Genomic DNA, 21860 nt, shown 5'->3' on the forward strand with positions numbered 1-21860 from the left:
GCTCACAAGTGAGCTGTTTTTTTATATTTGCTAATATGTTAAGTCCTTCCTATAGCCCACAAGAATACAATAAGCTTCCCGACTCTCCGGGGGTGTACAAATATTTTAATGAAGAGGGAAAGCTGATTTACGTTGGCAAAGCAAAGAGTCTTAAAAAGAGGGTCGCCAGCTACTTTGTCAAAAGTGCCAACCTCAACTTAAAGACCAAAAGAATGGTCAAAGAAATCCGTCGCATTGAGTTTACCATGGTAAATTCTGAATTTGACGCCCTTCTTCTTGAAAACAACCTGATCAAAAAAGCACAGCCCAAATACAATATCCTGCTTAAAGACGATAAAACATACCCTTATCTCTTACTGACAAAAGAGCATTTTCCACAAATTTATCCCACCAGAAAAGTCATCCCCTCCAAGGGAACCTACTATGGTCCTTTTGCCAGCGTAAGGGCCATGCATAATGTACTGGAACTCATTCGGACCCTCTTTACTATTAGGACCTGTAAATTGGACCTTAACCCGTATAAGATCGCAGAACAGAAGTACAAAGTCTGCCTGGAATACCATATTGGAAATTGCCTCGGGCCATGTGAAGCACTACAGTCGGAAACTGATTACTTAAAGGAAATTGACCAAGCTAAAAATATCCTTAAAGGAAACCTTGGTATCCCCAAAGCCTATTTCAAAAGCAGGATGCAGGAGGCTGCCGAAAATCTGGCATTTGAAGTGGCGCACAAATACAAAGAAAAACTTGACCTATTGGAAAAGTACCAAGCCAAGTCCTTGGTGGCCAACCCGCACATTTCAAATTTGGATGTATTTACCATCGTGACGGACGAGAAATACGCATTTGTAAACTACCTGAAAATTAAAAACGGAGCCATACATATCACAAAGACCGTAGAGCTGAAACAGAAACTCGACGAAACCGCTGAGGAACTTTTATTAACCGCTATCTTCAGGCTTCAGGATCAATTTCAAAGCGATGCAAAAGAAATCATCAGTAATTTAGAGCTGGAAAATCCCATTGAGGGTCTACAACTGACTGTGCCAAAAATCGGCGACAAGAGAAAACTCGTTGAGCTGTCTCTGAAAAATGCCATGTATTATAAGAAAGAAAAAATACTCGCAAGCGGCGTTGCCAAAGAGAAGAAAAACAGAATTTTATCACAGCTACAAAAGGACCTTTCATTAAAAGAAATACCCGACCATATAGAATGCTTTGACAACTCCAATATCCAAGGCGCCTTCCCCGTTGCCAGTATGGTATGCTTTTTAGATGGCAAACCCGCAAAAAAAGAATACCGTCATTTTCATATAAAAACAGTAGAAGGGCCCAATGACTTTGCCAGTATGACTGAAATCGTCGGAAGGCGCTATACACGGCTGCTGAAAGAACAAACACCTTTGCCCAAACTGATAGTCATCGATGGCGGTAAAGGCCAATTATCAGCAGCTGTGGAAGCATTAAAATCCCTGGGGATTTATGGTAAAATCCCCATTATTGGCATTGCCAAGAAACTGGAAGAAATATATTTTCCGGAAGACTCCTTCCCGCTACATATCGACAAAAAATCAGAGTCATTACGACTGATCCAGCGCATAAGGGACGAGGCTCACCGTTTTGCCATTACTTTTCACCGGGATGTCCGAAGCAAGAGTTCCTTTAAAACCGTGCTCGATCAAATAGAGGGTATCGGGCCGCAAACCACCAACAAGCTCCTCCAACATTTTAAATCCGTTACCAAAATAAGAGAAGCTACTGAAGAAGAGTTGGCGGAGATTATAGGCGTCCATAAAGCAAAAAAAATAATGGAATTTATAAAAATAGAGGGCATGTAACTAAGTCACCTGCCCTTTTTATAAATGATTACCACTCCCAGAGGCTGTTTTCAAACTCTAAGAGTTCATATTCAAATTTTAACCCATCGAGATAGGCTTGCAAATTAGCGTTGGGATTTTCGGGATTGACCAAATCAGCAATCAAGGCATCGTCCGCATTAGAGTATTTACGAACAACCGATTTAAACATCCTTAGATCAAAAGCCTGACTGTACGATAAGTTCTTCGATCTATTTTTAAAGTTGATCCATTTTGCCTCAGGATGGTCCTTAAAATACTCATAAAAATCCTTGTACCTGATGTAGGCAATGGTTTTCTGTCCTGCATTTGCATTAGTTTGGGAAGGCATTACCAGTTCCAGGTATTTGATATCAAACCTTACTTGAGAATGGTGCTTGTCAAAGATAAAGTCTTCCTTGAAATCCAAGTAGTAAAGGTTTTTCACAAAGATGCTGTCGCCATTGGCAGAAATCCAGAAATTGGATTGAAAATCGGTAATAGGTAGTTCCTCTTTAAACTCTTCATCGGCAAAGGTAGGAAAGGCATTTTCCTCAACTACTGCTTTATAAATACTGTTGATGATTCCATTGTTTTTAGTATCTCCGGAACCATAAAGCGGATGATTGTACTTCTCGCGCAGATCTATCCTGCGCCAAACGCCTATCTGATACATTTTATCATCCTCCCGGATGGGATGTGCAGAAAAAACCGTGTCCACTTCAAACCGCGTATCGCCATTACTATAGGGGTCTACACTGGTTGCTCCTCCCCCTTGCGCCAACACATTGCCCCCCAAAAAAGAGACAATCAAAATAAGCAGTGTACCAAAGATTTCTTTAAATAGTTTCATAACAATATCGTTTATCTCCCTGTCCTCAGAGCCTACTCAAATCCAATTTCCCTTATTTTATTGGTATCCTGATAACATCATTGTAGGTACTCCTAATTTTATTACCTCTAAAGTTAGTTCTCGTAACTTCAGATATTTGAATGACCAATGCATCGCCGCTTTTGGCAGCTGCCAAAAGGTTCCTAATCGGAACATTCTCTCCATTAATATTTACCTCATCCCTCGGAACCTCATTTCTAAGAAGTTTAACTACTCCTCCAGTCACTTCAAACTTAGCATCCTTAGGCATAGTCCTTCCGAATGTCGGCTCAGGAATGGCTCTTACTATCAACTGTGACGGACCAGGAGCAGGGTAAGGAGTTCTTTCATCAATTTCTCCCCTTGCATCATAGGCCTTCACTGTTGGTGCCGGTACCGGTCTGATATCATAAACCTTCGTGCCAATCTTTGATCCGCCACTACTTACACCGATGGATACTTTTCCTGAATTGCCAGGGATAATGGTCACATCACCAGGCTTACTTCCTTTAATGGCCTGACCGTTGGTGATGGCAAATTCTGGCGCGTAGCTGTTGCCCAGTGCAGGCACCTTAATACTCAATTCATTGGCACACTCTGCATACAGCTGCTGAATGGCCTCAGCTGTCACCTCAATGGTCGGATTAGCTACGAAGTAGTCATAATCCACGGTCAATAGGCTGTCCTCTCCAGCAATATTTACCAAAACCTCACCTCTAAAGGTTCTTTTGGCCAAGCCCCTGTCATCATAACTACCCGCAGGAGTGACTGGGAAGCTTATTTGTCCAAAACCATCCACCACAGGGATTTCATTTCCGTCAATAGACATAGCAGGCTGTGCTGACGAAGATGAAGAGGCAATGAACAGATTACCTTCAAACCTCGTGCCTGCAGCTACTATATTGGAATTTGCAGCCACCATCGGTTTGAAAATATCCGATTTAAAGTAAAACGAGCCCAGAGATCCTGTTATTGCAGAAAGGGCCTCACTTTCAATATTCAGCACCTCATTTTCATATTGGCTGATAATGGCCAACACAGCACCGATCGGAGACTTCACGAAATTGAGGTTAACAAAATCCTTATAACTCACATCAGGATCATTTTTGAAAATATCAATTTCATCAGCATCCTTGGCTATCTTCTCAAATTTGAGCGGCACGCCTATACCTCCCAAAATGGCTTCTACTTCTTGGGGATACTGATTCAGACGTTCCTGCATCTCATACCCCTTTCTGTTGTTGTTGAAGATATTTCCAGCAATGTCGGTATTCTTCAGTGCACTATTCTTGAACTGTCCTTCGTCGTTTAGTGCATTGGACTGAGTGATCAAATCCTGCTTCAGCCCTTCCAGGTATTGGAAAACCTCCGCGGTTTTCTCCCTCACCTCACGGGCAGCTGCTACTTTAGGAACATCCTTGGGGTTGTTCCCCTGTTGTTCCACCGTACTTTGAATTGAACTCACCGTAAATTCATTTTTCTGAATGTAATTTTTCGAAGTCCTCTCCAAACCATCGTTCAGCAAAATAAATTTTTGGAGTATTTGATTACTTACCTGTAACGCCAAAAGTGCAGTCAGAACGAGATACATCATCCCGATCATCTTTTGTCTTGGCGTCTCTTTAGCTTGGGCCATATGTCCAGTTAATTTACAGTCCTAAAATAAATTACCATTAGCCCCTCATGGCAGTCAACATACCACCATAGATGTTGTTGAGAGAGCTTACGTTTTTGTTCAGCTTGGCCAGTTCAGCTTTAAATGTTTCAGTTTCCTTTCCTGCCTCATTCAAACCTTCCATAGCTGCTGTCACATTGGAATAGAATTTATTAAGAACTTTCACGTGGCTATTGGCATCCTGCAATTCCATTTCATAAACTGCATTCAGCGCCGACAGGTTTTTGGTCACAGTCACCACTTGTTCGTGATATTCTTTGGCATCCTGAGAGGCTGAAGACATTTCTGTCAATGCCGCCGCAGTTTTGCCATAAGACTGATTGATATCCACTAACGTTTTGGAAGCCACCTTGACGTTTTCAGCATATTCAGAAGTGGCCAGTGCTGCATCAGCCACAGATCCCATTTTCTCGGTGGACTTAGCCAAATTTTCCAGACCTTTACCCAAACTTTCCACCAAATCGGGACCGACTTTGGCATCCTCCAACATTTTATCCAATTTTTGGGAAATGTGATTGCTGGAACCGCCGTTTTTCCGCGGAGCAACGGGAGCCGAACTGTCTTCCAGTTCAGGATATACCTTACTCCAATCAAGTTCCTTGGCCTTAGGCTCAAAAGCTGATAAGAAAAATATGACTGCTTCTGTAGATAGCCCCAGCCCGATCATCAACGAGGCGAACGGCCAATCCAATATTTTGAACATGGCACCCAAAATTACTACTGAAGCACCGATTCCATAAATCTTAGGCATAATCGAACCATAAAACTTATGGGTAAATGAATTTCCATTGTTTGACATAGAGATTAAAAGTCTGGTTTAGATTAAATGTTATTAATTGGTGATTTATCGAGCTCTTCTTCTTGATGCCCTTACATCCATAGACCCTGACCTACCGATAAATGTCATCACGGTCCTGAATCCGATATGGGCAGATTTCATATCCTGATACTCGTAACTTCTAGTACTGGTTTCCAAATAATGGGAAATGTCTTTCCATGAACCTCCTCGAACCACCTTTCGTGATTCGTTCTCATCTTCATATCTGGGGTCCATGTCCCATGTCAATGCACTACCGGCCGGATTATAGGCGTCCTCCACCCATTCTGAAACATTCCCGGCCATATTATACAAACCAAAACCATTGGGAGCATAGGCATCTACTGGAGCCGTGTAAGCAAAGCCATCATCGATATAGTTACCACGGCCAGGCTTGAAGTTGGCCATCAAACATCCTCTTCTGTTTTTCAGGTAGGGACCTCCCCAAGGATATTTTGCGATTTCCTTTCCTCCTTTGGCAGCATATTCCCATTCAGCTTCAGACGGTAACCTGAAGCGGGGCATATCGAATTCCGACTTATCATTCGCATTCATATGGTAGGACTTCCACTCACAAAACTTCTTGGCCTGCTCCCAGCTGACACCTACAACGGGATAATCATCAAATGCAGGGTGCTCAAAATAATATTCCATTAGGGGATCGCCATAATGGTGAGTAAAACTTTGAGACCAAACGGTAGTATCCGGAAGCAACTCATCTATGTTGAATTGCGGTGGATCCTTGAGCGTCGTCGGAGTAGACAATGCCAATTCTCCCATTTTCACAGCTTCTAAAAACTGGCGATATTTATTATTTGAAACTTCATACTTATCCATATAAAATTCCGATATCGTCACTTGCCTGTTCAGAGAGGATTTACTGACAGCGATATCCTCATCTGATTGTCCCATCCAAAAAGTCCCAGCCTTTACCGGCACCATTTCATGGGGCAACACCTGTTGCCAGCCACTTCGGTTGGGCACTCCTGTTACCTCTCCCGACCTGTTCGCTTTTTCGCTTGCAGAACCTTTGCTTCCAAATAAGCCACAACTTTGCAAAAGCGTCGAAGCCAGCAGCATCACGACTCCCGTCAATAATCGTGAGTTCATTTTTCTATACATAAAAGACACTTTAGTTGACAATTCCCGATTTCTTCGACGTACGTCAATTCACCAAGAGCGAAAATTAACAGAAATTACATAAAAAACGCAACGAACAACCGAAAATTAATCTTAAGTTAAAAACGATACCGTGGCGTTCTTTGTATTACCTTCTGTAAAGTTCGTGAGACAGTTGGCAAATTATACGACAACATAAACTCGTGAGAACTAGGTGATTTAGCTTCGTTCCCACCAATTACCAAATCAAACGCATACCCCAATTTTAAGGATCTATCTCTTAATAATTGATATCCAAATATCACAGACATCGACTCTTCATTTCTGAAGGCCAACCCTCCGCTTACCCGATCATTATGTGAGGCTATAACGCTAATATCATAGGAAAAATTATTGAACCCTACAGTTTTAACCAATAAACTTGGCGTAAAGCTCACCTGCGCAAAAGTATTGATCCTATAGCCCGCAGTTAAATAACTGTGGTTTTTCAATTGGTTATCAAAACTCCCCTCCCCAAAATCAAAGGCAGGCTCATTTAAATGCCTGCTGCTCACCCCCACAAAATACCTGGAAGTTTCATAATGAACTCCTGCTCCAAAGTGTGGCCTCATCTGGCTTTCACTTCCGGTGGCAGGAATGATGGGGTCCGGGTTTACCAGATCAATCTCATCATATTTCAGGGTATTGGAAAAAACACCTCCCGAAACCCCGATGCTCAAAGTCCCCTTATACAGGTCACGATGGTAAGCAAGGGCCAAATTAACATCCTGACTTCTGGTAGGGCCGATATCATCGTTGGCGAAGGTAAGCCCTACCCCTAAATTCTTTCCGGGTACTCTGGCCGATGCGGTCAAAAGCTGTGTGGTTGGCGCCCCGCCCTGACCTGAGGAGGAGGTATATCCCAGCCACTGGCTCCTATGCAAAGCACTGAACTGGTAACCGGCCTTCTGCCCAGCATAAGCGGGGTTATAGAAGAGGCCGTTGTACATATATTGGGTAAATTGCGCATCTTGCTGAGCATAAGCCCCTTGTTCAAGAAGCATGCCCATGGAGATGCTAAAAAAAATCGTAAAATAAAGGTAAATTCTATTTTTCATGCGGATCAAAAATACATTAAGCTCTCTTAGTATCTATTCTACGCAATTATAATCGAATTTACCTTATAAATGTTGACTTTTTTTTAAGCGTTATTCACTTTTTTGATGTAAAGTTCCAAGGCTCCAGTCATACTTGGCGCATTGGGCATCGGTGCCTCAATATCCAAGATAAGGTCCTGATCCCTTACGCTCTTCGATGTAGTGGGACCGAAAGCGGCAATTCTGGTAAAGCCCTGATCAAAATCGGGGAAATTCTGTATCAAGGACTTGATTCCCGAAGGGCTGTAAAACGCCAGAATATCGTATTTGATATCTTTCAGATCGGACAAATCAGCTGCCACGGTATGGTAAATTACCGCCTCCGTAAATTCGATATTGCTCTTGGACAAAAATTCGGGTATATCGTTTTTGCGGATATCAGAGCATGGAAAAAGGTACTTCTCTCCCTTATGCTTCTTGAAATAGTCAAACAAGTCTGCGGCTGTCCTCACTCCGACAAAAAGCTTTCTTTTTCTGATGACAATAAACTTTGGTAAATAGTGGGCTGTCTGCTCTGAAATACAAAAATATTTCATGTCAGCAGGCATTTCTATTTTCAGTTCTTGACAAATTTTAAAAAAGTGGTCAATAGCATTTCTGCTGGTAAAAATAATAGCCGTATGCTTTAAAATATCGATTTTCTGCTTTCTGAAGTCCCTAATGGACACAGGCTCTACCTGAATAAAGGGTCGAAAATCAATTTTAAGGTTGTATTTTTCAGCCAGTTGAAAATAAGGGGACTTTGCGTCAGAAGGTTTAGGTTGAGAAACCAAAATACTCTTTACCGGCCGAAATCTGTCTTTTGTAGATTTAGTCATTTGTCGTTATTCTACTTTTGTTTTCTCTTAGATCTTTTTACCTGAATCAGCTCCAGATGATCTTGGCGATCACTAAAAACGGTATCAATTCAGAGCTGCAAATGTAAGAAAATAAATGGTAACTTTTAAAGGGCACTTTTCTTAACATGATATAAAAAAGTCGAATGATGCCTAATAAATAGATTATTAGAAAAGTCGACACGGCATAATTCATCACCATATCCATGTCAGGATAGCTCTGCAAATAAAATCCAAAAATCACTGTAAAAAACAGCAGCATCAATATGAACAGGCCACGCATCAGGTAAAAGAACTGGCTAAAGTCCCATCGTTCAATCTGATAAACAGTGGTAAATGTTTTGATCCAAAAATACTTAATATAGGACAATACCATAACTATCACGGTCCCGGACAACCAGACCATAAACAAAAAGTCCATCTTCCCCGCTAGATAATCCCCCAAAATGGGCACCTCCCAAAAATAAACCGCAGACATCACAAAAAGGGACAACAACATACTAAAACCCAACAGATTGAACACCATATCGGAAGAGTAAACACTCCCTCCACTACCGGGATCTGTAAAATCTTCGGTAAAAACCGAGGCAGGCCGCAAAGCAGATTGGAACATCACCGGATAGGTCACCTTAAAGAGGGCGATTAGGGCCAGTATAATCACAAATGCCACAATCAAGAAGTCCTTGACCCTATCCTGTTTACGTAACAGAACAGCCTCATTCTCCTTTTTGCCTTGTACTTCATGACCATAGACAAAAACACCTTTTTTAATCGAAATCCCATCCCCATTCATTCCTTCTTTATACACCACTAAGTCCACCTCACCTAGCTGGTCTCCTGCAAATTCCCTAACCGATAGAATGGGCACAGTAAACGAAGTATCCTTCTTGGTGTAAAACCACAGTTTATCCCCCAAAAAAACGGCGGCTTCTTTTGGAAAACTCATTTCAAAGGATGACTGGGGAAAATCTACCGTGTTTATGCTTACGGATGCCTTAACCGGGGTTACCGTAAATTCGTTTTTTCTATTGAGTTGTATATGCGGGTTATAATTTTCCAAAACCTGCCCTCCTGCTTCAGTAAGCATCAAAAGCCCCCAAACGAATACTATAGCCCTTACCAATAATTTCATGTGCTGCTAAAATCTTCCTAAATAACCGAAATGTACCTTGGCGTAATTCACCCCCATTTGTTGTTCATTTGACTTCCCCACCCCAAACACAAGCTGAAATGCACCATTTCCTGTATCAAGACTCAATCCCCCTCCTAAAGAAAGGGCCTGATCTTTACCTGCCCTCCCAAGGCTTGCCCTCTGTTCCAGCCAAGCCCAATCCACAAAAGCCAAAAAATAGGAATGATCCTCAAAGTAAAACCTGGGCTCAAAATTAGTATAAACATACCGATTTGCGAAGAAGAAGTTCTCATTAAAGCCTCTGATACTTTTGAGTCCTCCCAACCGGAACATGTCATTTCTCAATAAATTGCCCCCTTCAATAATCCCGGCGTTTGCCCTGATCAATGCTGAGATATTCCTCCCCCAAGTCCAGAAGTTTTCCAAAATAAGCTTTGAATGGTATTGAATGGATTCTTTATCCACCCCATCATATAAATCTTCCTCAATCGCAGAATTATGAAGGATCTTTTTGTTACCCAGTCCCACCTCGATTATTGCCCTCTGCCCCCTTTTCGGCAAATAGGCATCATCCAGCAGAAATACCGACATGGTGGCACCATAGTTATGGTACCGGTAGTCCAGCACGTCCGGGAGTGTCCTGCTTTCCGTTTGGGGAACTGAAAGCAAATCCCCGGATCTCCAACTGGAAAAAAAGCCCATATCCACCGTTGGGCCGAGCTGATGGAGAAAAGACAAGCTGAAATCCCTGTTGAGAAAAGTAGTGTCCTCTTTTAAGAGTGAAAAAGAGGCTTTGACATCAATCGAGGAGCCCAAAACCATTGGCTCTTCTGCTGATAAATTAAGGTTTTGGGTATATTGGCTGAGGCGCTGCCAGTGAAGGGTATAATCCCTGCCTCTACCGCTCACATTATAAAGCTCCAGGTCAAACTGCCCTGTCACCAACACCTTGTTCCGCTCACTTTCATTGGGCAAAAAGCCAATTATTCCATCTATTGCATTTACCTTTCGGTCCTCTAATACCAAATAAACGGTTGCCTCACTATTTTGAAAACTTATCCGGGGAGAGGAGACCAGCTTAACGGTTCTCAAGCGGGTCAACTTCCCACTTGCTGCGTTCACTTTTTTTTGTGAAAAAAGTTCTCCTCGACTTATCCCCAAATACTTGGACAAATAATCCGGATTCATTTTTGAATCCCCCAGTACCTTTAAGCTGTCAAAAGTGATCTGAGGACCATGAACAAGATGTAAACTGGCAGAAATCGCCCGTTCCCTCTGCGCTATACTGTCCAAACTGACAGCAGCAAAGGGATACCCATTATTTTCCATCTCCGTCAACAGCCCTTCAAAAACCTTTAGCACTTCTTGGTGAGAAAAAGGGGCCCTGCTGTATTCCCCAGGACTGAACCCTATTTTATCCTGCAACCGTTTGGGGACATTTCCGCCAGAAAGCTCCAACCATTCAAAACGATCTCCCGTCATCAAAACCGCCTTTATAGAGTCGCCTACAGTGTCCTTATGGGCTATACCTGCCATGAGATAGCCCTGCTTTTGTAAATCCTTTACCAAAAAATCTAAAAATTCATCCGCTTCCCCAGGTTGGGCAAAAGACTCCGCTCCTTTCCGCACCTTCTCGCCCCTGACCTCATACTTCAGAAACAGGCTTTCTTGTGCCAGCGAAAAGTGGGACCACATAGCCAAAAACACAAATACCGTAATGATTAACCTTTTCAAAAACCGAGCGATTGAATTTCCTTATCTTTGTGGAATAAAAGTAATCATTTTGGCAGGAATATACATCCATATCCCCTTTTGTAAGCAAGCATGCCATTACTGTGATTTCCATTTCAGCACCAACACTGAACTGAAATCCCAAATGGTGGCCATGATCTGTAAAGAACTTGTTCTTCGCAAAGACTACCTTCCTGAGGGCCACACCGTCGAAACCGTCTATTTTGGAGGGGGGACACCTTCCCTCCTGAGCGAAAACGAGCTTTCGGCAATTTTGCAGACCATCAGCCTTCATTATCAGATGGACTTACAGGAACTTACCATAGAAGCAAATCCGGATGACCTGACTCCCGACAGGCTAAGAGAGCTCAAATCACTGAAGTTTGACCGGCTGAGTATCGGCATCCAGAGCTTCCATGATGAAATACTCAAGTATTATAACCGCGCCCACAATGCCAAAGAATCGATCCAGTGCATTGACATGGCAAGAAACGCAGGATTTGAAAAGCTTTCTATCGACCTGATGTACGGCTTTCCCCATGCTGACCACCAACTATGGATCGACGATCTTCAGCTGGCCATTTCCCATGATCCAGGCCATATCAGCAGCTATTGCCTGACAGTGGAGCCCGGCACCACTTTGGGAAACTGGGAAAAGAAAGGAAAATTCTTACCGGCTTCGGAAGATTTCTGTGCCGAGCAGTTTGAAATCATGCAGGAGCGCCTGGGCCTTGCAGGATACGTGCAGTATGAAATATCCAATTTTGGCAACCCAGGGGCTTTTGCAGTCCATAACACCAACTATTGGAAAGGAGTACCTTATCTGGGCGTTGGGCCAAGCGCCCACTCCTTTGATGGGCAGTCCCGCCAGCACAATATTGCCAACAATGCTAAATACATTAAAGCGTTGGAGAAGGGTGATCTTCTTTCAGAAAAAGACCTTCTTTCCCCTACCGACATCATCAATGAATATTTGCTGACATCCTTGAGGACGATATGGGGAACGGACCTGGTAAAGGTAAAAGAGGAATACGACACACTCCTTTTGGAAGAAAAGCACCATGAAATCAGGGCATTCCAAGAAGATGGCTTACTGGAGGTCTCTGATGAACATTTAAGGTTAACCAAAGAGGGAAAACTTTTGGCAGACTATATTGCCGGAAAACTATTTCTCTAGAATATCCTTGCTACCTTTACATCTATGAAAAAGTACCACGACTATAATCCCCGCAAAAAGGAAATCACCCCGCTTAAGGAAGCCTTTGAGGAACTTTTGCAGGCTTACAGGCTAAAAGACCGCTTCAATGAGCGTAAAATAGCAGGAGCCTGGGGAGAACTCATGGGAAAATCCATTGCCAGCAGGACCTCAAGCGTTTATGCCAAGGATAAAAAGCTGTTTGTCAAACTCAGTTCCGGCCCAATCAAAAAAGAATTGATGATGAACAAATCGAAAGTCCTTCAGATCATTGAAGACAAATTCGGCAAAGGAGCAATAGAGGACATTACCTTTTTATAATGTCCCCATTCACCCCTACTTTTAGTCCTGTGCGGCAAACACCCTTCTCATCAACGCACTTGTCCGCTCCAAAGGATTCTCCCTTATTGCTTTCTCTTCTTGAGCCACAAGTTTAAAAAGGCCTTCAATGGCCATATTGGTCACATAAGCATTCAAATCCGGATCAAGCTTCTTCTGCGTGGTTGGAAACCTATTATAAGTGTTCACCAGTTCCCCGTAGTGTCTGGTAGCACCTACTTGATCCAGCGATTCCTGTACATGGGGGCGAAACAGATTCACCAGCTGTTCAGAGGTCGTCCGCTTTAAATACTGGGTGGCGGCATCGTCCTGCCCTTTGAGGATATTCCAGGCATCCTGTATGGTTAGCTGCCTGATGGCATTGATAAAAATCGGTTTGGCTTCATTGGCTGCCTTTTCAGCGCCCCTGTTGATGGTGGTAATCACCTTGTCCACCTCACTTCCCAGGCCGATACTTCTTAGCGTTGACTCTACTTTACGGACATCTTCGGGAAGGGCAATTCTGATCAGCTCATTGCCTAAATAGCCGTTTTCAGCGGAAGCACTCTGGACTCCTACGGATATTCCTTTCACCAAGGCCTCTTTCAGCCCATTGCTGACATCCCCCTCTGTCAAGGACCCTTCTGTAGCCCCTTGAATAAACCTATTTACCTCAGCTGCTGTACAGCTGTACAAAACGACCGCTATAAGCAGGCCCCAAAGATTCTTAATGTTTCTTATCATGATGATCGGTTTAAGCTATCATTTGTTTCACTACTTGTTAATTAGTATACATTATGTAATATTGTAATGTTTTTTACCAATGTTCAGGCTCCCCAACATAAATATCGGAAAAATCGTCCTCTTGGTGTCCATTCTCACCTGGCTGGCCCTGCTTTTTGTAGACCTGCTAAGGCTCTTTGGCACCATAAACCAGATGAACCTGGGCATAGCCCCGGAAATCACCTGGACTTTGGAGATCATTTTCTTTATCCTAATTTATATTTTCTACAGCAGGTCACTTGCCCAAAGCGAACATAGTAATTTCATCCAGCTTATCTGGAGAGCGGCATCCATCGGACTGATGGCAATCGGAGCAGGGCTGCTCATCCAGTTTTTCTACTATATCCTGAACAACAGCCGGCTGTCAAAAGACCCTTTATTGGCCAACTTCTTTTACCATGTCAATTTTGGCATGACCGCAATTTTCCTGATTTCAAGTGGCCTATTGTGGAAACACCTTATTCTCTATCAGAAAAATAAGACAACCGTCCAACAGTGGCAAATATATGAAGTCATGCTTTTGGTCAGCATGTTTTTCATCTATTTTAACCAAAACACCTTCGACTACAGCTTTCTTTTCGGCTTGTTGTTTTTGCTTATTTTCGGGATAATCATTTCGGTCAACCTAAAATGGATCCCTTACCTGACCTTTAAGGACAAATGGAAGTCCATCCTGTTTTTCGTCATCATACTGCTTTCCACCTCAGGCCTGTTTATCCAACTTCTGGCCTACAGTGAAAGCGGCTATATACTGGTTAACCTGATGGATAACCTCTTTTTATTGGGATTGTTTGGCTTCGTTTTTATCTATGCCCTGTTTGGCTTGCTGGTCACCTTGTTTAACCTACCTACCTCATCGGTGTTTGAACAGAAGCTGACGGAAGCCATCAATTTCCAAAAACTGAGCCAGTCCATCCAGCCCGGTCAAAGTGAAAGCCAAGTGCTGGACATTTTGATGGACAGCTGCATGAGCGCGGCCTATGTGGATGCTGCCTGGCTGGAAGTAAAAGGGGAGAACAATAAATTCCAAACACTTCACCAGCGGTTCATCACCAACCAAGACCGCAAAGAGATCAGGTCCCTTATTTCCAAAACCAAGCCCTTCAGTCAATACATTGAAAACCAAAAGGACACCCAAGCAGACGATATCAGCGGCCAACTGGAGCATGACCTTTATAAATCCGCATTGATCCTGCCTATCCGGGTAAACCGAAAACTGCTGGGCAATATTTTCTTATTGAAAGAAGTAAAAAACGGCTTCAACAAAGAAATGCTGAACATCATGGTCACCTTTGTGGGCCAAGCCAGCATTTCCGTAGAGAATCACCGGCTACTCAATGAGGCCATCCGGAATGAGCGATACAAAGAAGAACTAAAAATCGCGCAGCGGGTCCAGCGAAGTTTATTGCCCTCTACCTTGCACCACGATGATCGCTTTGACATTGTCGGTTTCTCCGAAGCAGCAGATGAAGTAGGAGGGGATTATTATGAAACCTTCCGGTTTACCCCCCATCGCTATGCGCTTATCATCGGGGATGTTTCCGGCAAGGGGACTTCAGCGGCATTCAATATGGCCCAGATGAAGGGGATCTTTCACAGTTTGGCCCAGCTGGATTTACCTCCCATCGAATTCCTTACAAAGGCCAATAACGCTTTGAGCAAGTGCTTGGCAAAAAACCACTTTATTACCACCACGTACTATATCCTGGACACCCAAAGGCATTCCATCACTTTCTCCAGGGCGGGACATTGTCCTACGCTCTACTTTGATGTGTCCAAGGGCTGTGCCAGTTACCTGAAAGTGGAAGGGCTGGGACTGGGTATCGTAAGAAATGAAAAGTACCAGAGCTATTTACAGGAAAAGACCATAAACTACCATCCCGGGGACATTTTAGTCATGTACACCGATGGTATCATTGAATCAAAGAACCAAAATGGGGAGGAATTTGGTTATGAGAGGTTAAAAAGCACTCTTAATCTCAATTACAAACAAACTCCTGATAAAATCAAGGACAGTATTATCAGTGCAGTGTATGATTTTGTGGGGGAATCGTCTCTCCCTGACGATGATTATTCATTGATGGTCCTCAAATTCACGAAATAAACATTAGCCAAATCTAAGCGTATAATCTCATATGTTAGAAATTAGCATACATAACGATAACAGTCAGGCCACGCTCATCCTTAAAGGACAGGTGGATGCCAGCAACTCTGTCGAGCTGGATGAAGCAGTACAAGCAGCATTGAACCAAAACCTCAGGACCATTATGGTCGACGGCAGCGGACTGGAATACATCTCTTCGGCAGGATTAGGGGTGTTTATGTCCTATCTGGAAGATTTTGAGGAAAAGGAAGTACAATTTTTGATCTACGGACTTTCTGAAAAGGTCGCCAACGTTTTTCATATTCTTGGACTCGACCAGCTTATCACAATAAAAGCCAACAAAGAGGAGGCACTGCAGACGATCAATGAAGCATGAGCTAACCCTATACTGTGAAAAAAACAAGCTCGCTGAATTAAGGGCTTTTCTTGACAGGGAGCTTGATTCGGCCAATCTGACCGACATTCTGAAAAATGAGTTGGTATTGGCAGTGGAAGAGGTCTGTGCCAACAGAATCATCCACTCCCACGGCTGCAACCCCTCCAATTACCTTCATATCAAAGTAACCAAACAAAACCAGCGGATTATTTTTGAAATCACCGATTCGGGAGAGGCCTTCAACATGCTCAAATATGAAGAACCTGAACTGAAAGATGTCATTAAGGACAAACGAAAAGGAGGGCTCGGCATCAAATTGGTGAAGGCCATCATGGATTCCATTGAAATAGAAAGCAAAAACTCCCATCATGTGTGCAGATTGATCAAACAATTGAAATCCAAATAATTGTTAATTCTCACGACTTATCCTCGGGCAAAACGCGCTTTCTTCATTAAAATTCGTAACATTGCACTATTGTTTTCGGCATGCAGAATAAGATGAAAATAACATATTTATGCTATTTAGCACTTGGCTTTGTGATGGCCTGTTCGCCCCACAGCAAAGTAAGCCAAGATGCTTTAGTTCAGGACACAGCAACTTACCTTGTCAAGATAGGCAATGAAGACGTCCCCGCGGACGAATTTTTGCACATGCTGTCCAAGGACAGGGATTTTGATGAAGAGGAGCAAAAGCTTAGTCCCGAGGAATTTGAGGACAACTTTAACCTCTTTATCAATTACAAGCTCAAGGTAAAAGAAGCCGAAGCACTGGGCATGCATGAATCCGAGGAGTTCCGCAGGGAATTCCAGACCTTCAAAGAAGACCTGAAAAAACCCTATTTACTGGAAAACTCTCTGCAGGAAGGGGAACTAAGAAAGGCCTATTCAAGAATGCAGGAAGTGGTTCATGCCAAACATATTCTGCTCCGTTTTCCGCCCAAATCCACAAGGGAAGATTCTATAGCGGTATTCAGAATGGCCCAAAACATCCGCGAAAAAGCGGAAACCGGAACTCCCTTTGAGGAACTGGCCTTAGAATACTCCCAAGATCCCAGTGTGGAAAACAACAATGGTGACTTAGGTTACTTTACCTCGCTTCAAATGGTCTATCCTTTTGAAGATGCGGTGTACAACCTACAAACTGGGCAGATCTCCGAACCGGTATTAACCAGCTTTGGGTATCACCTCATCCAACTCGTAGACAGAAAACCCAACCCGGGACAAATCAAAGTATCCCATATCCTGGTAAGAACAGACCCTACCGACCCTATCTCCACGGACCGGGCCAGAAGGAAAATTGCCGATATCTATACCGAATTACAAAAGGAATCCACCTCATGGGACGAGGTTTGCAGCGCTTACTCTGAAGATGAAGCCACCAAAAATTCTGGAGGTGAGCTGCCCTGGTTTGGCGTGGGAGCCTTTATCAAGGAATTTGAAAATGTGGCCTTTTCACTCAAGGAAGCCGGGGAGATTTCAAGCCCGGTTAAATCGCCCTATGGCTACCACATTATCAGACTGGAAGACACGAAGCCCTTGCCACCCTATGAGGAGATGGAGAAAAGCCTCAAATCCAAAATCTTACGGGACAGCAGATCGCAACTGATCCAGTCACAGGCGCTTGCCATACTAAAGTCCAAATACAGTTTCAGTGAAAACGATCCGATTATCCAGGAAACAGGCACCGTCCTAAACGAGCAACCTCAAGCCCTTCTTGACGCGAAAAATAAGCTGGAGAACAAAAACCTGCTGGACAGCACCTTGTTTGAAATCACCACGGGTCCCAAAACAGTAAAAGAGTTGATCGCCTTCATCGAAAGGGATGAGGCAGTGGTAAAAACAAAGCCTGGAAACTTCTACAGACCTTGGCTGAACGCTTTTATCGCAGCCTCTCTTAATGAAGCCGAAGAAAATGACCTCACTGCCAATAATGAAGAATACAGGTTACTGATCAAAGAGTACCGGGACGGAATCCTTCTGTTTAACCTGATGAATGAAATGGTTTGGCAAAAGGCCCTATTGGACTCTGCCGGTCAACAGGAATTCTACGAAAACAATCAGTCAGATTACATGTGGGAACCAAGAGCTGAGGCCCTAATCGTCAAAATCAACTCCAGCCAATTAAGTCCCAAGACTGAAGCTTTCCTAAAAGATAAAGCATACGGCCCCGGACTGAAACCTGAAGTGGAAAGGCTATTTGAAGACCAGTCCCCTATCGACTACCAAGTTTCCCAAGGTGTTTATGAGTACAAGCAACATCCGGTCCTGAAAAGTCTGACGAATTTGGAGAAGAACTTTCAGAAAACAACTTATGAAGGGAAACCTTACTTCATCGTATTGGGAAAAAAATTCCCTAAAGGCCCAAAAGCCTTCAATGAAACCAAGGGCAAGGTCATCCAAGATTATCAAGAATCTTTGGATAAAGAATTAATCGGTTTACTAAAGAAAAATTATATCATCCATGTGAATGAGGATGAGAAAAACAGGATTGCAAATATTGTCGTTAACCAAAACTAACCTACTTGGTGGCTTTATCTTCTGTCTGAGCCTGAGCGGCTGCGATCTTTTTAAGATGAAGACAGAAGAAGAATCCCCTGATGACCTGGTGGTGGCCTCGGTGGACAACAACCACCTGAAAAGGGCCGATTTGGAATTCATCACAAGGGAAACGAGCTCCAAGGAGGACAGCAGTAATTTAGCGACGAGATACATACAGTCTTGGGTAAAAAAACAGTTGATGATACGCGAGGCAAGTAAAAACATTACCCTTAGCCAAGCGGAGCTTGACAAAAAGCTGCTGGATTATAAGTACGCTTTAATTGTCTACGAATTTGAAAAGGAGTTTATAGAAAGCAATTTGGATGATCATGTTTCTGAGGAAGACATCCTGCAATATTATGCAGACAACCAGGATAACTTCATTTTGAAAGAAATCATCGTCAGGTCCAACTTCATTAAAATGGACAAAAAACTACCACAGAATCCACAAGTGGAAAAGCTTTTGAACCAGAACAATGAGGAGAGCAAGCTCAATCTTAAGGAATTGGCCTTAAAATCAGCCAGCAATTATTTCCTGGAAGATTCCACTTGGATTAAATTTGACGAAATCATCATCAACACGCCTCTTTCCGAGCACAGCAACAAAGTGCAGCTGCTGTCCAAGCAGAACAAGCTGATCAAGGTAGAGGATGACATGTTTAACTATTATTTTAAGATTTTAGAATATAAACTTCAGGACCAAGTTCCTCCGGTTGAATTTGTAAAAGATGAAATTTCCAAAATTATCATCAATAAAAGAAAAGTAAGTCTTGCAGAAACACTACAAAACAACGTTTATAAAAGAGCACAAGAAAACAATGAGTTTAAAATATATGAGTAAAGTCACAAAAGTATTGACCTTAGGTCTATTTTCTTTGGTTTTCTCCTTTCATTTACATGCACAGAGTAATGACAGCACCAAGACCAAACCTTCCGGTCAAGTGCTGGATAAAATCATCGCCAAGGTAGACAATTATATCATTCTGGAATCCGATCTGCAAAAGGCCTATCTGGAGGCTCTCTCTCAGGCGACACAGGACTTTGAAGCTCCCTCCCGCTGTGATATCTTTGAATCCTTGCTGATCAACAAACTGATGGTGGCCAAAGCCGAAATCGATTCGGTCATCGTTACAGACGCAGAAGTAATTTTGGAAACGGACCAGCGGTTCAATATGGTCCTCCAACAGGTAGGAGGAGATGAACAGACCCTGGTAGAAGCTTATGGAAAAACTGCCGAGCAGCTGAAGTCAGAAATCCATGACCTGATCAAGGAGCAGAAGATCATCGCTAAGATGCGTGCCAATATCACACAAAACATGGCGGTATCACCAGCAGAAGTAAGGAAGTTTTTCCACCAGATCCCAGCAGATTCTCTTCCCTTTTTCTCCGCTGAGGTGGCAGTGGGGCAAATCGTGAAAAAGCCTGAAGCCAGCAGAAAAGAAAAAGACCGCGTCATTGCCCAGCTGAACAACATCAAACAACAGATCTTGGATGGCGATGCGGACTTTGCCTCAATGGCCAGAAAATACTCCGAAGACCCCGGCTCAAAAGCACAGGGCGGTGATCTGGGATTCTTCAAGAAAGGTGAGCTCGCACCGGAATATGAATCCATGGCCTTGGGACTCCGACAGGGAGAAATCGGCACCCCCGTGGAATCCCAGTTTGGTATTCACCTTATACAACTTCTGGAAAAAAGAGGAGATGCTTACAATTCCCGACATATCCTCATCAAGCCTAAACCAACTGAAGAAGACATTGCCGGTGCGGAAAAGAACCTGGACAGTTTAAGAAACCTCATTCAGCTCGACAGCATGAGCTTTGCCAAAGCTGCCAAGGAATTCTCCGATGACCGGGGCACCTCAGATAACGGCGGCTTTTTCTCCGACCCTACCACTGGAGCAAACAGGCTCACGCTGAGGACACTTGAAGACCCTATTTTATATTTCACCTTGGATACCATGAAGGTAGGCACGGTCAGCGTCCCCCAAAGATACGATGAGCAAAATCCAAGAACCGGCGAAGCAGAAAAAGCGGTCAGACTGCTTTATTACAAGGAAAAATATCCTGCCCACCGGGCCAACCTTCAGGATGACTATGAAAAGCTAAAAGCCGCTGCAAAAAAACAAAAGGAATCAGAGGCCCTCGAAAAGTGGTTCAAGTTGGCAAAAGACGAAGTTTTCATCGACATCGACCCAGCTTACGACAGGTGCAATGCCCTAAAAGAAGAAGATTAGAAAATACTGAACAATAAAAAAGGAGACCGAAATTAATTGGTCTCCTTTTTTATTGTTTCTTTTGTCGAAGCTGCTCTATAATAAAGGCTTAAACTGTTTGAGAAAGCGGATATCATTTTCCGTAAATAGTCTTAGATCTTTGATCTGATACTTCAGCATGGCAATTCTCTCGATCCCCATCCCGAAAGCAAAGCCTGTATATTTTTGGGAATCGATACCACAGTTTTCCAGTACGTTTGGATCCACCATACCAGAGCCCCCGATCTCTACCCATCCTGTCTTTTTACATACGTTACAGCCTTCTCCTCCACAAAGCAAACAGGAAATATCTATTTCAGCACTAGGCTCTGTAAAGGGAAAATAAGAAGGTCTGAAACGCACCTTTGTCTCCTTGCCAAACATTTCCTTGGCAAAATGGTACAAGGTCTGCTTCAGATCCGCAAAGCCCACATTTTGATCCACATAAAGTCCTTCTACCTGATGGAAGATGCAATGTGCTCTTGCTGAAATCGCCTCATTCCTAAAAACCCTCCCTGGTGACAGGGTCCTGATAGGTGGCTGCTGGTTTTCCATTACCCTTACCTGCACAGAAGAAGTATGCGTCCTTAATGCGATGTCGGGATTTTTCTCGATAAAGAAAGTATCCTGCATTTCCCTTGCCGGATGGTTTTCAGGGAAGTTAAGTGCGGTAAAATTATGCCAATCATCTTCGATTTCAGGCCCCTCTGACAGGTTAAAGCCTATCCTCTCAAAAATCTCTATGATACGTTGTTTGGTAGAGGTCAATGGATGGATGCCTCCTATAGGGACATTGGTGGCAGGTAAGGTTAAATCAATCTCCGAGGATTTTGATTTGGCTTTGCCGGAATTCACCTTTTCGATCAACTCCTGAAACCTGTCCTCAGCAGCCTGCTTTACCCCATTCACCATTTGTCCATAAGCTTTCTTTTGCTCATTGGGAATTTCCCTCATGGCGGCAAAAAGCTCTCCTACCACACTTTTCTTACTGATATATCGCATTCGGTAAGCTTCCAGCTCATCGGAGTTGCTTGCATCCGCCTGCGCTATTTCTATCTTTAATGCTTCGATTTTATCCTGATGCATAAATAATTTCCTTTTTAGAAACGCAAATCTAAAAGATTATCACTTAATGTGCACAT

19 protein-coding genes are annotated in these 21860 nt (G+C 43.3%); 9 read left to right on the top strand and 10 right to left on the bottom strand.

Going from position 1 to position 21860, the window contains the following annotated elements:
- The first annotated feature begins 35 nt into the window (after positions 1-35).
- Positions 36-1838 carry an excinuclease ABC subunit UvrC gene (uvrC, locus tag ACYVAA_RS00295; protein ID WP_460537988.1) on the top strand — a complete coding sequence of 601 codons (1803 nt, stop codon included), beginning with the start codon at positions 36-38 and terminating at the stop codon, positions 1836-1838.
- Positions 1839-1866: 28 nt separating this feature from the next.
- On the opposite strand, the gene porN is transcribed toward uvrC, so the two are convergent.
- From porN to ACYVAA_RS00335, 8 genes are all read right to left on the bottom strand, one after another.
- Positions 1867-2688, bottom strand: coding sequence for a type IX secretion system ring subunit PorN/GldN (gene porN / locus ACYVAA_RS00300; protein ID WP_460537989.1), 822 nt, complete (start codon positions 2686-2688; stop codon positions 1867-1869).
- A gap of 52 nt (positions 2689-2740) precedes the next feature.
- Positions 2741-4342, bottom strand: a complete 1602-nt coding sequence (porM, locus tag ACYVAA_RS00305) for a type IX secretion system motor protein PorM/GldM (RefSeq protein ID WP_460537990.1) — start codon at positions 4340-4342, stop codon at positions 2741-2743.
- Positions 4343-4379: 37 nt separating this feature from the next.
- Positions 4380-5180, bottom strand: a complete 801-nt coding sequence (gene porL, locus ACYVAA_RS00310) for a type IX secretion system motor protein PorL/GldL (RefSeq protein ID WP_460537991.1) — start codon at positions 5178-5180, stop codon at positions 4380-4382.
- 45 nt (positions 5181-5225) lie between these two features.
- Positions 5226-6320, bottom strand: coding sequence for a T9SS ring complex lipoprotein PorK/GldK (gene porK / locus ACYVAA_RS00315; protein WP_460537992.1), 1095 nt, complete (start codon positions 6318-6320; stop codon positions 5226-5228).
- Between the two features lie 116 nt (positions 6321-6436).
- Complete coding sequence (locus ACYVAA_RS00320; RefSeq protein WP_460537993.1) at positions 6437-7414, bottom strand: PorP/SprF family type IX secretion system membrane protein; 978 nt, start codon at positions 7412-7414, stop codon at positions 6437-6439.
- Positions 7415-7497: 83 nt separating this feature from the next.
- Positions 7498-8271, bottom strand: coding sequence for a uroporphyrinogen-III synthase (locus tag ACYVAA_RS00325; protein WP_460537994.1), 774 nt, complete (start codon positions 8269-8271; stop codon positions 7498-7500).
- Between the two features lie 46 nt (positions 8272-8317).
- Complete coding sequence (locus tag ACYVAA_RS00330) at positions 8318-9421, bottom strand: DUF4271 domain-containing protein (protein ID WP_460537995.1); 1104 nt, start codon at positions 9419-9421, stop codon at positions 8318-8320.
- A gap of 6 nt (positions 9422-9427) precedes the next feature.
- Entirely contained in the window at positions 9428-11155 is a 1728-nt protein-coding gene (locus ACYVAA_RS00335) for a BamA/TamA family outer membrane protein (protein ID WP_460537996.1), read from the bottom strand.
- A gap of 49 nt (positions 11156-11204) precedes the next feature.
- Here ACYVAA_RS00335 and hemW point away from each other — a divergent pair, with 49 nt between their 5' ends.
- Positions 11205-12329 carry a radical SAM family heme chaperone HemW gene (hemW, locus tag ACYVAA_RS00340; protein ID WP_460538089.1) on the top strand — a complete coding sequence of 375 codons (1125 nt, stop codon included), beginning with the start codon at positions 11205-11207 and terminating at the stop codon, positions 12327-12329.
- 24 nt (positions 12330-12353) lie between these two features.
- Positions 12354-12668, top strand: coding sequence for a DciA family protein (locus tag ACYVAA_RS00345; RefSeq protein ID WP_460537997.1), 315 nt, complete (start codon positions 12354-12356; stop codon positions 12666-12668).
- A 21-nt stretch (positions 12669-12689) separates the two neighbouring features.
- Here the strand turns inward: ACYVAA_RS00345 and ACYVAA_RS00350 are convergent, their stop codons facing one another.
- Positions 12690-13409 carry a DUF4197 domain-containing protein gene (locus ACYVAA_RS00350; RefSeq protein WP_460537998.1) on the bottom strand — a complete coding sequence of 240 codons (720 nt, stop codon included), beginning with the start codon at positions 13407-13409 and terminating at the stop codon, positions 12690-12692.
- 79 nt (positions 13410-13488) lie between these two features.
- On the opposite strand from ACYVAA_RS00350, the gene ACYVAA_RS00355 reads away from it, so the two are divergent.
- From ACYVAA_RS00355 to ACYVAA_RS00380, 6 genes are all read left to right on the top strand, one after another.
- A complete protein-coding gene (locus tag ACYVAA_RS00355) occupies positions 13489-15552 on the top strand; it encodes a PP2C family protein-serine/threonine phosphatase (protein WP_460537999.1) in 2064 nt (687 codons plus the stop codon).
- 31 nt (positions 15553-15583) lie between these two features.
- On the top strand, positions 15584-15928 hold the full coding sequence (locus tag ACYVAA_RS00360; RefSeq protein WP_460538000.1) for an STAS domain-containing protein: 345 nt from the start codon (positions 15584-15586) through the stop codon (positions 15926-15928).
- The gene (locus tag ACYVAA_RS00365) at positions 15918-16334 is read left to right on the top strand and encodes an ATP-binding protein (RefSeq protein ID WP_460538001.1); all 417 of its coding nucleotides are present in this window, start codon (positions 15918-15920) and stop codon (positions 16332-16334) included. The genes ACYVAA_RS00360 and ACYVAA_RS00365 overlap by 11 nt, the downstream gene beginning before the upstream one ends.
- A 92-nt stretch (positions 16335-16426) precedes the next feature.
- Positions 16427-18445, top strand: a complete 2019-nt coding sequence (locus ACYVAA_RS00370) for a peptidylprolyl isomerase (protein ID WP_460538002.1) — start codon at positions 16427-16429, stop codon at positions 18443-18445.
- A 55-nt stretch (positions 18446-18500) separates the two neighbouring features.
- A complete protein-coding gene (locus ACYVAA_RS00375) occupies positions 18501-19307 on the top strand; it encodes a peptidyl-prolyl cis-trans isomerase (RefSeq protein ID WP_460538003.1) in 807 nt (268 codons plus the stop codon).
- Positions 19300-20700, top strand: coding sequence for a peptidylprolyl isomerase (locus tag ACYVAA_RS00380; protein ID WP_460538004.1), 1401 nt, complete (start codon positions 19300-19302; stop codon positions 20698-20700). Before ACYVAA_RS00375 ends, ACYVAA_RS00380 begins: the two co-directional genes overlap by 8 nt.
- Before the next feature lie 75 nt (positions 20701-20775).
- Here ACYVAA_RS00380 and ACYVAA_RS00385 read toward each other — a convergent pair whose 3' ends face one another.
- Entirely contained in the window at positions 20776-21804 is a 1029-nt protein-coding gene (locus tag ACYVAA_RS00385; RefSeq protein ID WP_460538005.1) for a phenylalanine--tRNA ligase subunit alpha, read from the bottom strand.
- Positions 21805-21860: the final 56 nt, after the last annotated feature.

It is taken from the genome of Echinicola sediminis, from assembly GCF_054777495.1.

Bases quoted from the DNA above. Each gene is read 5' to 3' on its own strand.
- uvrC (WP_460537988.1), top strand. From the start codon at position 36: ATGTTAAGTCCTTCCTATAGCCCACAAGAATACAATAAGCTTCCCGAC.
- porN (WP_460537989.1), bottom strand. From the start codon at position 2,688: ATGAAACTATTTAAAGAAATCTTTGGTACACTGCTTATTTTGATTGTC.
- porM (WP_460537990.1), bottom strand. From the start codon at position 4,342: ATGGCCCAAGCTAAAGAGACGCCAAGACAAAAGATGATCGGGATGATG.
- porL (WP_460537991.1), bottom strand. From the start codon at position 5,180: ATGTCAAACAATGGAAATTCATTTACCCATAAGTTTTATGGTTCGATT.
- porK (WP_460537992.1), bottom strand. From the start codon at position 6,320: ATGTATAGAAAAATGAACTCACGATTATTGACGGGAGTCGTGATGCTG.
- ACYVAA_RS00320 (WP_460537993.1), bottom strand. From the start codon at position 7,414: ATGAAAAATAGAATTTACCTTTATTTTACGATTTTTTTTAGCATCTCC.
- ACYVAA_RS00325 (WP_460537994.1), bottom strand. From the start codon at position 8,271: ATGACTAAATCTACAAAAGACAGATTTCGGCCGGTAAAGAGTATTTTG.
- ACYVAA_RS00330 (WP_460537995.1), bottom strand. From the start codon at position 9,421: ATGAAATTATTGGTAAGGGCTATAGTATTCGTTTGGGGGCTTTTGATG.
- ACYVAA_RS00345 (WP_460537997.1), top strand. From the start codon at position 12,354: ATGAAAAAGTACCACGACTATAATCCCCGCAAAAAGGAAATCACCCCG.
- ACYVAA_RS00350 (WP_460537998.1), bottom strand. From the start codon at position 13,409: ATGATAAGAAACATTAAGAATCTTTGGGGCCTGCTTATAGCGGTCGTT.
- ACYVAA_RS00355 (WP_460537999.1), top strand. From the start codon at position 13,489: ATGTTCAGGCTCCCCAACATAAATATCGGAAAAATCGTCCTCTTGGTG.
- ACYVAA_RS00360 (WP_460538000.1), top strand. From the start codon at position 15,584: ATGTTAGAAATTAGCATACATAACGATAACAGTCAGGCCACGCTCATC.
- ACYVAA_RS00365 (WP_460538001.1), top strand. From the start codon at position 15,918: ATGAAGCATGAGCTAACCCTATACTGTGAAAAAAACAAGCTCGCTGAA.
- ACYVAA_RS00370 (WP_460538002.1), top strand. From the start codon at position 16,427: ATGAAAATAACATATTTATGCTATTTAGCACTTGGCTTTGTGATGGCC.
- ACYVAA_RS00375 (WP_460538003.1), top strand. From the start codon at position 18,501: ATGAAGACAGAAGAAGAATCCCCTGATGACCTGGTGGTGGCCTCGGTG.
- ACYVAA_RS00380 (WP_460538004.1), top strand. From the start codon at position 19,300: ATGAGTAAAGTCACAAAAGTATTGACCTTAGGTCTATTTTCTTTGGTT.
- ACYVAA_RS00385 (WP_460538005.1), bottom strand. From the start codon at position 21,804: ATGCATCAGGATAAAATCGAAGCATTAAAGATAGAAATAGCGCAGGCG.